The following is a 13,845-nucleotide window of genomic DNA, read 5'->3' on the forward strand; positions in this document are numbered from 1 at the left end:
GGCGAACACCAGACCCGCGAGCGCGGCGAGCGCGCCCATATTGACGAAGGTCAGGAAGACAAGCCGCTCGGCCTTGATGCCGGAGAGCTTCGCCGCCTTGGCATTGCCGCCGACCGCGTAGATCTGCCGGCCCACCACGGTCCGCCGGGTCATGAAGCCGTAGAGCGCGATCAGGATGGTCATGATCACGAGCACATTGGGCAGGCCGCGATGCGAGGCGATCAGATAGGTGAAGTACAGGATCACGCCGGCAAGCACCGCGTTCTTGGCGGCGAAGACCGCGAAAGGCTCGACCTCGATGCCATGCGCCTGCTCGCGTGAGCGGCCCTTTACGCTGGCATAGACCAGGCCGAGGGTGAGCAGCGCGCCGATCGCAAGCGAGGTCGGATAGAGATGCGCCGCGCTCGGGAACATTTCAGGGATGAAGCCGGAGGACAGTTTCTGGAACGTCGCCGGGAACGGACCGACCGACTGGCCCTGCAACAGCGCCAGCGCCAGACCCTTGAACACCAGCATGCCCGCCAGCGTGACGATGAAGGAGGGAATGCCGAAATAGGCCACCCAATAGCCCTGCGCCGCGCCGATCGCCGCGCCGACCACGAGGCAGGCGAGAATCGCGAGCGGGAAATCGACGTGGTAGCGGACCATCAAGACGGCCGCGACCGCACCGACGAAGCCCGCCACCGAGCCCACCGACAGGTCGATATGCCCGGTGACGATCACGAGCAGCATGCCCAGCGCCATGATGACGATGTAGCTGTTCTGCAGCACCAGGTTGGTGAGGTTGAGCGGCTGCAGCAAGGTGCCGTCAGTCATGAACTGGAAGAACAGCATGATCGCAGCCAGCGACAGCATCATGCCGTAGCTGCGCAGGTTGTTCTTCAGGAAGCTGCCATGCGTCCGCTCCTCGGGAAGCGAAACCGTCTTGTCGGTCATGATTCTTATCCTCCCACCCGCGCCACGAGGCGGTCGTCCTGCAGGTTCTTGATTGCTTCGTTGCGCATGATAGCACGCATGATTTTCTCCTGCGTAGCGTCATGGCCGGCAAATTCGCCGACAAAGGCGCCGTCATTCATGACGCAGATCCGGTCGCAGATGCCGAGCAGCTCTGGCATTTCCGACGAGATCACCACCACGCCGCGGCCGGCCTCCGCCAACTCGTTGATGATACAATAGATCTCGTATTTTGCGCCGACGTCGATGCCGCGAGTCGGTTCGTCCAGGATCAGCACCTTGGGATCGGTCATCAGCCATTTCGACAGCACGACCTTCTGCTGGTTACCGCCGGAGAGCTGGCCGACTTCCTGATAGACGTCCGAACAGCGGATCCGCATCCGCCCGCGATAGCCGGACGCCGCCTTGAGTTCCGCGATGTCGTCCACCACGCCCTTGGGCGCGACCTGAGACAGGCTCGCCAGCGTGATGTTCTTACGAACGTCGTCGGCCAGGATCAGGCCGAGCTGCTTGCGGTCCTCGGTGACATAGGCAAGCCCGGCATCGATCGCGGCCGGCACGCTGGAGAGATTGACGTCGTGGCCCTCGAGCCGGACGCTGCCGGTGATGTGAGTGCCCCAGGCGCGGCCGAACAGGCTCATGGCGAATTCGGTGCGGCCGGCACCCATCAAGCCGGCAATGCCGACGATCTCGCCGCGGCGCACCTCGAAATTGACGTTCTTGATCACTTGGCGGTCGGGATGCTGCGGGTGATAGACCGACCAGTTCTCGACCGTGAAGACGGGCTCACCGATCTTCGGCTGCCGCTCCGGGAAGCGATGCGCCATGTCGCGATTGACCATGCTCTTGATGATCCGGTCCTCCAGGACCGGCTCGGCCCGGCAATCGATGCCGTCGACGGAACGGCCATCGCGCAGCACCGTGATGCGATCGGCGACGCGGGCGACCTCGTTCAGCTTGTGCGTGATCAGGATCGAGGAGATCCCCTGCTCGCGGAAGGTCACGAGCCGGTCCAGCAGCGCCTGGCTGTCGGCCTCGTTCAGGCTCGCGGTCGGCTCGTCCAGGATCAACAGCTTGACGCGCTTCGACAGCGCCTTGGCGATCTCGACCAGCTGCTGCTTGCCGACGCCGAGATCGGTGATCAGCGTATCGGGCGACTCCTTCAGGCCGACCTGGGCCAGCAATTGCTGGGTGCGCCGGTAGACTTCGTCGCGATCGATCACGCCGAAGCGTGACGGCGCGTGCGACAGGAAGATGTTCTCGGCGATCGACATCAGCGGGATCAGCGCGAGTTCCTGATGGATGATGATGATGCCGAGGGCCTCGGAATCATTGATGTCGCGGAAACGCCGCTCCTCGCCCTCGAAAATGATCTGGCCCTCATAGCGGCCATGCGGATACACGCCGCTCAGCACCTTCATCAGGGTCGACTTGCCGGCGCCATTCTCGCCGACGAGAGCGTGGATCTCGCTTGGCTCGACCGTGAAGCTGACGTCGCGCAGCGCCTGGACATTGCCAAAGCTCTTGCTGACGTTGCGCATCTCCAGGATTGCGGTCATCGTTTTGTGTCCCTGTCCAAGACTTCCATCTCCCCCGCCTTCAACTCACCCCGCCTGCAGGAAGAGGTGAGCGGAAGCCTCCGTGAAAGTCACGGAGGCTTCCCTCAGCCTGCCCCCTCTCCCCGCAAGGGGGAGAGGGAATTTAGAGCAAGATCACTCGACCTGCGACTTCTTGTAGTAGCCGCTGTCGAGCAGGACCTTCTCCCAATTGCTCTTGTCGACCACGACCGGCTTGAGCAGATAGGCAGGCACCACCTTGACGCCGTTGTTGTAGGTCTTGGTGTCGTTGACCTGCACCTGCTTGCCGCTCAGCGAGGCGTCGACCATGTCTGCGGTCACCTTGGCGAGGTCGCGGGTGTCCTTGAAGATGGTCGAGTACTGGTCGCCGCGCAGGATCGCCTTGACCGACGGCACCTCGGCATCCTGGCCGGAGATGACCGGCATCGGCTGGTTGCCGCTGCCATAGCCGACGCCCTTCAAGGACGAGATGATGCCGATCGAGAGACCGTCATAGGGCGACAGCACCGCGTCAACCCGCTTGTTGCCGTAGTAGGCACTGAGCAGGTTGTCCATGCGGGCCTGGGCGGTGGCGCCGTCCCAGCGCAGCGTGGCGACCTTGTCCATGCCCTTCTGGCCGGAGGCGACGACCAGCTTGCCGGAGTCGAGATAGGGCTGCAGCACCGACATCGCGCCATTGTAGAAGAAGTAGGCGTTGTTGTCGTCCGGCGAACCGCCGAACAGCTCGATGTTGAACGGCCCCTTGCCGTCCTTCAAGCCCAGCTTGTCGACGATCGACTGCGCCTGCAGCACGCCGACCTGGAAGTTGTCGAAGGTCGCGTAGTAGTCGACGTTCGGCGTGTCGCGGATCAGGCGGTCATAGGCGATCACGGTGACGCCCTTGTCCTTGGCCTGCTTCAAGACGTCTGACAGAGTGGTACCATCAATCGCGGCGATCACCAGCACCTTGGCGCCCTTGGTGACCATGTTCTCGACCTGCGAGAGCTGGTTCGGGATGTCGTCCTCGGCATATTGCAGGTCGGTGTTGTAGCCGCGCTCCTTCAGCACCTTGACCATGTTGTTGCCGTCGTCGATCCAGCGCGCCGACGACTTGGTCGGCATCGCGATGCCGATGGTCGGCTTGCTCTGGGCCATGGCCGCGCCGGACAGCGCGACCGTGCCGAGGCCGGCGAGCGCCGCGGCCATGATGGTCTTCAGTTTCAACATATTTCACTCCCTTTGTCTTCTCGACTTTGAACAAACGAACGTGCGATCTCTGATTGCAGTTCCAGGATAGCTCGGTAGCAGCGGATTGCCTTGCTGAACGATCCTCCTCTTAGCTTGAGAGCTTGACGTCGGGCTCGGCGCGGCCGCGCGCGCCGACCTCCAGCAGGAAGGTGCGCCCGTGTTCCGGATCGGCGGCCTTGGCCGCCTCGTCCATGTCCTGCCACGCCGAGGTGACGAGCAGGCGCGACAGATCAGGACCGACGAAGGCCGGGCAGCTGGCCTGGCTCGCCGGCACCTTCAGGCAGCGCAGGTGCTCGCCTTGCGGGCTGTAGACGTCGACGCAGCCGCCGCCCCAGCGCGCATTCCAGATCCGTTCCTCGGCATCGACCACGGCGCCATCCAGGCCGCCGATGCCACGATGCCGGATCAGCTCGGTCGGCGCTTGCAGCGGCAGGCCTGTCGCGGCATCGAGCGCGACGCGATAGAGCACGTTCTCGTCCGTGTCGGCGAAGTAGCCGACCGAACCGTCGGCGCTGAAGCAGATCGCGTTGGGAATGGTGACGTTCGGAAACAGCCGCTTGAGCTCGCCGCGATGGAGCGCGTAGATCGCACCCAGGCCGCGCTCGGCTTTACGGCCCATGGTGCCGATCCAGAACGTGCCGCTCGGATGCACGCGGGAATCGTTGGAGCGTGTTGCCGGATTGTCCGCTTCCAGCGGCAGGTACAATGACAACGCGCCATCGGCGAGGTTGCGGATATAGAGCCCGTCCTCGGTGACGATCAGCTGGCGTGCTGCATCGATCCGCCCCAGCGCGCTGGCCATCTTGCCGAGCACATGGCGGCGCACCTCGCCGCTGCCGATCTTGGCCTCGAACAGCAGGCCCTCGCGGATATCGAACCACCAGGCGGTGTCGGTTGCGGGATCGTAGGTCGGGCCCTCGCCGAGATGGCAGCGCTCGGCGCAGAGAACGGACGTCGGCACCTGCTCCATCATGCGGCAGCTCCGGAGGTCGAAAAGCGATACACAATGTTGTGCTTGTAGGTCTGGTCCGGCACGAGGCGCGGGCTCGGAAAATCCGGCCGGTTCGGCGCGTCGGGCCAGACCTGCGGCTCCAGGCAGAGCGCATCGGACTGTCGATGCAGCCGTCCCTTGCCGCCCTTGGTGCCGTCGAGATAGTTGCCGGAATAGACCTGCAGGCCGGGCTGGTCAGTCAGGAGCTCCATGACGCGGCCGCAGCGCGGCGCCTCCAGGCGCGCGGCAAGCCGCAACCCGCCGCCGCGCAGGCAGAAATTGTGGTCGTAGCCGTGCCCATTGCGGAGCTGCGTGTCGTCCGCGCGGATGCGTGCGCCGATGGCAGTCGCCTCGCGGAAGTCGAACGGCGTCCCCTCGACCGCGCGCGGCGGCCCCGCCAGCGGGATTGCGCTTTCATCGATGCCCAGGAAATGGTCGGCGGCGAGCGTCAGCCGATGATCGAGAATGTCGGTCTGCGCCGACACGCCGTCCAGATTGAAGAAGCTGTGATTGGTCAGGTTGACGACCGTCGGACGGCTGGTCTTCGCCGTGAATTCCACCGACAGCTCAGTCGGAGCGGTCAGCCGATAGGTGACGCGAACATCGAGCCGCCCGGGATAGTTCGCCTCGCCATCAGCGCTGACATAGAGCAAGGTCACGGCCGGCTGCGGGCCGTCCTCGACTTTGGTGATCTGCCACAGCCTGCGGTCGAAGCCGTCAGGGCCGCCGTGCAGCGCATGCGGCCCATCATTGGCACTGAGCCGGACCGTCTCGCCGTCAAGCTCGAAGCGCGCGTTCGCGATGCGGTTGGCATAGCGGCCGACGGTGGCGCCGAAATACTGGCGATGCGCGAGATAGCCTTCGATATCGTCATGGCCGAGCACGACGTCGTCGCAGATGCCGCCCGCATCCGGCGCGATCAGCGCCTGCAGCGCCGCACCGTAGGTGATGATACGCGCCTCGAAGCCGCGCTCGCCGCGCAGCACGACCCGGTCGACAGCACGCCCATCGGGCAAGGTGCCGAACACGTCCTCGATGATGCGTCCGCCCGCCATGCGTTTAGTCCTCGAATGGTTCGACGATGCGGCGGCTGCCGAGCAGGAACGCATCGGCCACCAGCCGCAGCGGCACCAGATCGACATCGATGGCGCCGTGCGCGGTCAGTTCGACGAAGCGACGATAGAGCCCGGGATATTCGGCCTCCTTTTCGTCGACCAGCACCTCGTCGCCCGCCACCAGCCTGGCGCCGCCGCTCGACAGTTTCAGTCGGCCGTCATCGGTATCGACCACGATGTCCCAGCTCTGCGGCCCGGTCTGGCGGAAATCGAACTCGGCTGCGATCGGCAGCCCGCCGGTATCGGTGAGCGCGAGATTGGCTGCAATCGGCGCGGCGCGATTGGACGGGAACGACAGCTCGGCCGAGGTGACGAACACCGGCTCGGGCAGGATGCGGGTCAGGATCGACAGCGCATTGATGCCGGGATCGAACACCCCGAGCCCGCCGGGCTCCCAGATCCAGGCCTGCCCCGGATGCCAGACCCGTACGTCCTCCTTCCAGTCGATCTTGACCCTTTTGATGCGCCGGCGAGCGAGCCAGTTGCGCGCGGGCTCGACCGCCGGCGCGTAACGGGAATGCCAGGTCGCAAACAAGGTGCGCTTTTGCGCGGCCGCCAGCGCCACCAGCGGATCGAGTTCGCTGACGGCCGCGCCCGGCGGCTTCTCCAGCATCACATGCTTGCCGGCCTTGAGCGCAGCAACGGCCTGGGCGCGGCGGACCTGCGGCGGCGTGCACAGCGCCACCGCATCGATCTCGGGTCCATTGCGCAACAGCTCTTCGATGGTGCTGAAATGCGGCAGGCCCGGCAGCGAGGCATTGCGGCTTGCGACCGCCGCCAGCGTCACGCCCTCGGCGGCTTTGATCGCGGGGACATGCTGGTCGCGCGCGATCTTGCCGAACCCGACAATGGCTACGCGAAGCTCGGCCATTACCGCCCCCAGCGCAGCACGACCGGATCAAGCCGGCGCGCGATCTCGATCAGGCCGGCGCGGGTCGCCGGATGCATCGGCGGCTGCGGCGCGCGCAGCGTGTCGTGCCGGATCACGCCGCCCTCCTTCATCAGCACCTTGCAGGCGGCAAGGCCGGCCTGCCGGTTCTCGTAATTGATCAGCGGCAGCCAGCGCTGATAGGCGTCGATCGCCTTGTCGCGCTCACCGGCGAAATAAGGATCGGTGATCTGGCGGATACCGTCGGGATAGCCGCCGCCGGTCATCGCGCCGGTCGCACCGGCGTCGAGATCGGCCATCAGGGTGATCGCCTCCTCGCCATCCCACGGCCCCTCGATTGCGGCGCCGCCGGCTTCGATCAGCGCGCGCAGCTTCTCGGCGGCGCGCGGCACCTCGACCTTGAAATAAGCGAGGTTCTCGATCTCCTTGGCCATGCGGGCCAGGAACGGCACCGACAGCGGCGTGCCGGCGACCGGCGCATCCTGCACCATGATCGGAATCGAGATCGCGTCCGACACGCCCTTGTAGAACTCGTAGATCGATGTCTCCGGCACGCGGAAGGTGGCGCCGTGATAGGGCGGCATCACCATGACCATCGCGGCGCCCTTCTCCTGGGCGCGGCGCGAGCGCTCGGCGCAGACGAAGGTCGAAAAATGCGTTGTCGTCACGATGATCGGCACGCGACCGGCGACATGCTCCAGCACTGTCGTCATCACCGTGTCGCGCTCGTCATCGGTCAGGACGAACTGCTCGGAGAAATTGGCGAGGATGCAGATGCCGTGCGAGCCGGCATCGATCATGAAATCGATCGCGCGCTTCTGGCCTTCGAGGTCGAGGCGGCCATCGGCATCGAACACGGTCGGCGCGACCGGGAAGACGCCTTTAAAACGCGGGGTGGCTGATGCAGTCATGAACACCTCTAGTGATTGTCGCGCGGCACGGGCGAGCCGCTGCGGCCGACCAGGAAGTCGAAGTCGACGCCGCGATCGGCCTGCAGCACGTGATCGACGTAAAGCTTCTGATAGCCGCGCGCGGCATGTGGCTTGGGCGGCGTCCAGGCGGCACGGCGGGTGGCGAGCTCCTCGTCGCTGACATGCAGGTGCAGCGAGCGTGCGGTGACGTCGAGCGTGATCATGTCGCCGTTCTTCACCAGCGCCAGCGGGCCGCCGACGGTTGCTTCCGGTGCGACGTGCAGCACCACGGTGCCGTAGGCCGTGCCGGACATGCGGGCGTCGGAGATGCGGATCATGTCGCGCACGCCCTGGCGGAGCAGCTTGGCCGGCAGCGGCATGTTGCCGACCTCTGCCATGCCCGGATAGCCCTTGGGGCCGCAATTCTTCAGCACCATGATGCAGGAGGCATCGATGTCGAGGCTCTCGTCATCGACGGCGTCATGCATCTCCTCGACGCTCTCGAACACGACGGCGCGGCCGGTGTGGCGCATCAGTTCCGGCGAGGCCGCCGATGGCTTGATGACAGCGCCGTTGGGCGCGAGGTTGCCGGTCAGGATCGCGATGCCGGCCTCGGTCTTGAACGGAGTCTCGAACGGCGTGATCACCTCCGAGTTCCAGTTCGGCGCCGACTCCACATTCTGCCACAGCGTCTTGCCGTTGACGGTGGGGGCATCCTTGTGCAGCAGCCCGCGCTCGCCGAGCGCGCGCAACACCGCCGGCAGGCCGCCGGCATAATAGAAGTCCTCCATCAGGAAGCGGCCGGAGGGCATCAGGTCGACCAGGCAGTGCACGTCACGGCACAGCCGGTCGAAATCGTCAAGCGAGAGCTCGACGCCAAGGCGACCGGCGATCGCGAGCAGATGCACGACCGCATTGGTCGAGCCGCCGATCGCAGCAAGCGTGCGGATCGCGTTCTCGAAGGCGGCGCGGGTCAGGATGTCCGACGGCTTGAGATCTTCGCCGACCATCTCGACGATGCGACGACCGGACATGCGCGCCAACAGGTTGCGGCGCGCATCAGCGGCGGGAATCGCGGCGTTCTCAGGCAGGCCGATCCCGAGTGCTTCCACCATCGAGGCCATGGTGGAGGCCGTGCCCATGGTCATGCAGCTGCCGGCCGAGCGGTTCATGGCCGCTTCGGCTTCATGAAATTCAGCCAAGGTGATCTCGCCGGCGCGCAGCTGCTCGCTCATCGAGATGATGTTGGTGCCGGAGCCGATGATCTGACCGCGATAGACGCCGCGCAGCTGCGGCCCACCTGAGACGCCAATGGTCGGCAGATCCGCCGAGGCGGCGCCCATCAGAAGCGCCGGCGTGGTCTTGTCGCAGCCCATCAGCAGCACGACGCCGTCGAGCGGATGGGCGCGGATCGCCTCCTCGACATCCATCGAGGCGAGATTGCGGAACAGCATCGCGGTCGGGCGCATCGTCACCTCGCCGAGCGAGGAGACCGGAAACTCCAGCGGATAGCCGCCGGCATCGAGCACGCCCTGGCGCACATGCTCGGCGATGACGCGGAAATGCGCGTTGCACGGCGTGAGCTCGGACCAGGTGTTGCAGATGCCAATCACAGGCCGGCCTTCGAAACGGTCCTGTGGCGTGCCGCTGTTCTTCAGGAATGAGCGATAATAGAAGCCCATCTTGTCCTGACGGCCGAACCACGCCTGGCTGCGCAGCGGCTTCTTCCGATCAGCCTGCTTTGAATTGTCGTTGCTCATTCCTGATCCGCTTGTTCGACCGACTGCGCATGGCGGCGCCGGCCGTTGTGAATGACTTCGATCATCGCAGCGGATGCCGCTTCGGCATCGCAGGCGGCGATCGCATCGACGATGCTTTGGTGCCAGACCAGCACGGTCTCGCGATCGGCGGTCTCGACCGGCGCGCTGAGCACGAACGAGGCGCGCAGCGCCGCCTCGATCACGGCGCCAATCGAACGCATGAACGGATTGCCGGCAGCATTGGCGACCGCGACATGCAGGCTGAGATCGGCCTCCGCGAAGGCCATCGAGGTCGATGGCTCGCGCCGCATCCGCTCCATCGCCTTGCGCATCTCGTCGAGATCATTCTCGCTGCGCCGTTCGGCCGCGAGCGCGGCCGCGCGCGGCTCGACCGCAAGCCGGATTTCAGCAAGATCGGACAGGAAGCGCCTGTTGATGCCGGCATCGAGATGCCAGGCGAGCACGTCAGGATCGAACATGTTCCAGGCCGCGCGCTCGCGCACCACAGTGCCGACCCGGGCCTTGGTCGAAAGCAGCCCCTTGGCGACCAGCGTTTTCACGGCTTCGCGCAGCACCGGCCGCGACACGCCGAACATGGCGGTCAGCTCGGCATCGCCCGGCAGCCGCGTGCCTTCGGAATAACGTCCGGAGATGATATCGATACCGATGCTGCGCGCCACTTCCGCGTGGTTGGAATGCGCCCGGCGGGTCGGAATGACGACGATATGCGAGGTCATGCGTGAGCCCTCGCGGTTTTGGCCGCCGAGCGGCGTGACAGTGCAATCAGTCCCTGCTGCAGGCCGATAAAGGCGAACAGCAGCACGCCGGTCGCGATCTTGGTCCACCAGCTCGAAAGCGTGCCGTCGAAATTGATATAAGTCTGAATCATGCCCTGGATCAGGACCCCTAGGAAGGTGCCGATCACCGAGCCCTGTCCGCCAGTGAGCAGCGTGCCGCCGATCACCACCGCGGCGATGGTGTCGAGCTCGACGCCGACGGCGGAGAGTGAATAGCCGGCCGCAGTATAGAAGGAGAAGACGATTCCGGCGAGACCCGCGAGCACGCTGGACAGCATATAGATTCGGACGGTCATCGACCCGACCGGGATGCCCATCAGGGCCGTGGTGGCACGGCTGCCGCCGAGCGCATAGACATTGGCGCCGAACCGCGTGAGATGCAGGAGCCACGCACCGGCGACAAGGACCACCAGCATCGCGATCGCGATTGCGGTCAGCCGCCCGCCCCCGGGCAGCCGGATCGCGAAATCCGATACCGTCGAATAGATCGGCGCCGATATCGGGATCGACTCGGTCGAGAGCAGGAAGCTGACGCCGCGCGCCAGGAACATGCCGGCCAGGGTGACGATGAAGGGCGGCAGGTCGAAAATATGGATGATGCTGCCCATTGCCGCACCGAACAGCGCGCACAGCCCGAGCACCATGGCAAAGGCGAGATAGGGCGGGATGCCCCAGCGCTCGATCGCCAAGGCCACGAACACCGTGGTGAAGCCGATCACCGAGCCGACCGACAGATCGATGCCGCCCGAGATGATCACGAAGGTCATGCCGGTCGCGACGATGCCGAGGAAGGCATTGTCGGTGAGCAGATTGGCGACCACGCGCGTGGAGGCGATGTTGGGAAATTGCAGCGCACAAAGCGCAAAGCCGGCGACGAGCACCAGCGCGGTAATCGCAATCGGCGACAGACGTTTCATGGCTTCTTGCTCCGCCACCGCGCCATGATGCCGGAGAGATCGGACAGCCGCGGCGACTGCACCAGCAGCACCGCCAGCACGACCACCGCCTTGACCAGCAGATTGAGCTCCGGCGGATAGCCGGAGAGCAGGATGCCCGTGTTCATCGCCTGGATGATCAGCGCGCCCGCGACCGCCAGCACCAGGCTGAAACGGCCGCCGAACAGCGAGGTGCCGCCGATCACCACGGCGAGGATCGCATCCAGCTCGAGCCAGAGCCCGGCATTATTGGCGTCCGCGCCCATGATGTCGGCGGCCGCGATCACGCCGGCCAGCGCCGCGCAGATGCCGCACCAGACATAGACCGCGAGAATCATGGTGCGGGTGCCGACGCCGGAGAGCTCGCTGGCGCGTGCATTGCCGCCTGTGGCCTCGATCAGGAGCCCGAGCGCCGAGCCGCGCACCACCGCCGCGGTCAGCAGCAGCATGCCGATCGCGATTGCCACCGGGGTCGGCAGGCCGAGCACCGCGCCGTTGCCAAGCCAGACCAGGTCGGGCGAGGTGAAGGTGACGATGCGCCCTTCCGTGATCAGCTGCGCGATGCCGCGCCCGGCCACCATCAGGATCAGGGTGGCAACAATGGGCTGGATCCTGAGCACCGCGACCAGGATGCCGTTCCAGAGGCCGCACAGGAGACCGACACCCAGTGCTGCCAGCAGCACGACCGGCAAGGAATGCGCATCGGCGAGGCTCGCCGCGGTGGCTCCGGCAATCGCCATCACCGCGCCGACCGACAGATCGATGCCGCCGGTCGCGATCACCAGGACCATGCCGAGCGAGAGCAGCGCCACCGGCGTACCGCGGTTGAGCACGTCGATGACGGAGCCGAACAGCCGGCCGTCCTGCAGATGCAGATTGAAGAATTGCGGCGAGACGACGCGATCGACCATCAGAATCACGATCAGCGCGAGCGCTTGCGCAAGACCACGGCGCGGCAGGCGGAGCGTCATGGCACCGCCCCTTGCGCTGCGGTCGCGCCGTCGGCCGCGATCGCGGCCAGGATGCTGGAAACCTCGACCGCCTCGCCCTTGAGCTCCTCGACATGGGCACGATCGCGCAGCACCACGACGCGGTTGGAATAGGTCACGATCTCGTCGAGCTCCGAGGAGATGACGAGCAGCGCCAGCCCCTGGTCGCAGAGGTCCCGCACCAGGCGGATGATCTCGGCATGCGCGCCGACGTCGATGCCGCGGGTCGGCTCGTCCAGCAGCAACAGCCGCGGCTCGGTGGCGAGCCAGCGCGCCAGCAGCGCCTTCTGCTGATTGCCGCCCGAGAGCAGTCCGATCGGACGCTCCGGGTCCGGCGGGCGGATGTCGAGCAGGCGGATGAAGCGCATCGCGATCTCGTCCTGCTCGCGGCGCGACAGCGGCCGGTGCAGGCCGCGCCGCGCCTGCAGCGCCAGCACGATATTCTCGCGCACGGTGAGATCGGCGACGATGCCTTCGGTCTTGCGTTCCTCCGGGCAGTAGCCGAAGCCGAGGCGTGCGGCGTCGCGCGGCGAGTTCAGCCTGACCGCTTGGCCATCGACCTCGGCTTCGCCGGAGTCGGCGCGCTCGGCGCCAAAGATCAGCCGCGCCGTCTCGGTGCGGCCGGAGCCGAGCAGGCCGGCGAGACCGACGACCTCGCCGTGTCGCAGTTCGAGATCGAACGGCGCCACATAGCCCTGCTTGCCAAAGCCCTTGAAGCTGGCGCAGACCTCGCCCATGGCGCCCGAGTGCGCCGGCGCCCGCGTCTCCGTGGTCTCGGCGAGCTCGCGTCCCAGCATCATCCGGATCAGCTCGAGCCGCGGCAGCGAGGCGGTCTCACGCTCGCCGATCAGGCGGCCGTTGCGCAGCACCGTGATGCGATCGCAGATCTCATAGACCTGGTCGAGGAAATGACTGACGAAGACGATGCCGATGCCAGCAGCGGCAAGCTGGCGCATCGCCTTGAACAGGATCTCGACCTCGTGGCGGTCGAGGCTCGCGGTCGGCTCGTCCAGGATCAGCACGCGGGCGGACAGATCGACCGCGCGCGCGATCGCGGTGACATGCTGGATGGCGACCGAATAGCTCGACAGCGGCGCGCCGACATCGATATCGAGGCCGAAGCCGTTGAGCAGCGCCTTGGCGCGCCGCCGCATCTCGGCCTCACGCACGACGCCGAAGCACGTCGGCTGCCGGCCGAGATAGAGGTTCTGCGCCACCGACAGGTTCGGCAGCAGGTTCACTTCCTGATAAACGGTGGCGATGCCGGCATCGAGCGCAGCCTTGGCCGAGCGCGGCGCGATCTCGCCGCCTGCGAGCCTGACGACGCCGGCGTCACGCGCGAACACGCCGGTCACGACCTTGATCAAGGTCGACTTGCCGGCGCCATTCTCACCGAGCAGCGCGTGGATCTCGCCTGCGCGCAGGGTGAAGTCGACCTCCTGCAGCGCCTTCAGCGCGCCAAAGCTTTTGCTGAGGCCGCGCACCTCGAGCAGCGGCGAGTCGAGATCGACATTGGTCTGCATTGCAGGGGCCTGCATTGCAAGTCACTCCCGCCGGCGCCCGCGCAATGCGCGGACGCCAAGCGATGCATCGACGTCGTCCCGGCGAAAGCCGGGACCCATACCGCGGATCATCTCAGTCAGGCACATGGCCGATAGTACGCGCCTTACTAACGCCGGTGGTCATGGGATCCTGGCGTG

The 13,845-nt window shown here is 65.9% G+C and carries 12 protein-coding genes; all 12 read right to left on the bottom strand.

Going from position 1 to position 13,845, the window contains the following annotated elements:
• Nucleotides 1–936, bottom strand: a 936-nt coding sequence (locus BRAS3843_RS27980; protein ID WP_035983038.1) for a sugar ABC transporter permease, incomplete at its 3' end; no start/stop codon positions are given.
• A gap of 5 nt (nt 937–941) precedes the next feature.
• Nucleotides 942–2,513 (bottom strand): multiple monosaccharide ABC transporter ATP-binding protein, encoded by a 1,572-nt coding sequence (gene mmsA / locus BRAS3843_RS27985; protein WP_008972494.1) that lies wholly within the window; start codon nt 2,511–2,513, stop codon nt 942–944.
• Between the two features lie 153 nt (nt 2,514–2,666).
• Nucleotides 2,667–3,737 carry a multiple monosaccharide ABC transporter substrate-binding protein gene (gene chvE, locus BRAS3843_RS27990; protein WP_008972495.1) on the bottom strand — a complete coding sequence of 357 codons (1,071 nt, stop codon included), beginning with the start codon at nt 3,735–3,737 and terminating at the stop codon, nt 2,667–2,669.
• 109 nt (nt 3,738–3,846) lie between these two features.
• Complete coding sequence (locus BRAS3843_RS27995) at nt 3,847–4,728, bottom strand: SMP-30/gluconolactonase/LRE family protein (protein WP_008972496.1); 882 nt, start codon at nt 4,726–4,728, stop codon at nt 3,847–3,849.
• Entirely contained in the window at nt 4,728–5,804 is a 1,077-nt protein-coding gene (locus BRAS3843_RS28000; RefSeq protein ID WP_008972497.1) for an aldose epimerase family protein, read from the bottom strand. Before BRAS3843_RS28000 ends, BRAS3843_RS27995 begins: the two co-directional genes overlap by 1 nt.
• A gap of 4 nt (nt 5,805–5,808) precedes the next feature.
• On the bottom strand, nt 5,809–6,735 hold the full coding sequence (locus BRAS3843_RS28005) for a Gfo/Idh/MocA family oxidoreductase (protein WP_008972498.1): 927 nt from the start codon (nt 6,733–6,735) through the stop codon (nt 5,809–5,811).
• Nucleotides 6,735–7,664, bottom strand: coding sequence for a dihydrodipicolinate synthase family protein (locus BRAS3843_RS28010; protein WP_008972499.1), 930 nt, complete (start codon nt 7,662–7,664; stop codon nt 6,735–6,737). Before BRAS3843_RS28010 ends, BRAS3843_RS28005 begins: the two co-directional genes overlap by 1 nt.
• Before the next feature lie 8 nt (nt 7,665–7,672).
• Nucleotides 7,673–9,424, bottom strand: coding sequence for an IlvD/Edd family dehydratase (locus BRAS3843_RS28015; RefSeq protein ID WP_035983041.1), 1,752 nt, complete (start codon nt 9,422–9,424; stop codon nt 7,673–7,675).
• Nucleotides 9,421–10,161, bottom strand: a complete 741-nt coding sequence (locus BRAS3843_RS28020; RefSeq protein ID WP_008972501.1) for a FadR/GntR family transcriptional regulator — start codon at nt 10,159–10,161, stop codon at nt 9,421–9,423. Before BRAS3843_RS28020 ends, BRAS3843_RS28015 begins: the two co-directional genes overlap by 4 nt.
• Nucleotides 10,158–11,138: a galactofuranose ABC transporter, permease protein YjfF gene (yjfF, locus tag BRAS3843_RS28025; protein WP_008972502.1), complete on the bottom strand. Its 981-nt coding sequence runs from the start codon at nt 11,136–11,138 to the stop codon at nt 10,158–10,160. Before yjfF ends, BRAS3843_RS28020 begins: the two co-directional genes overlap by 4 nt.
• A complete protein-coding gene (locus tag BRAS3843_RS28030) occupies nt 11,135–12,127 on the bottom strand; it encodes an ABC transporter permease (RefSeq protein WP_008972503.1) in 993 nt (330 codons plus the stop codon). Before BRAS3843_RS28030 ends, yjfF begins: the two co-directional genes overlap by 4 nt.
• On the bottom strand, nt 12,124–13,668 hold the full coding sequence (locus BRAS3843_RS28035) for a sugar ABC transporter ATP-binding protein (protein ID WP_008972504.1): 1,545 nt from the start codon (nt 13,666–13,668) through the stop codon (nt 12,124–12,126). Before BRAS3843_RS28035 ends, BRAS3843_RS28030 begins: the two co-directional genes overlap by 4 nt.
• Nucleotides 13,669–13,845: the final 177 nt, after the last annotated feature.

It is taken from the genome of Bradyrhizobium sp. STM 3843, from assembly GCF_000239815.1.
In the GTDB taxonomy this organism is placed as follows: Bacteria; Pseudomonadota; Alphaproteobacteria; order Rhizobiales; family Xanthobacteraceae; genus Bradyrhizobium.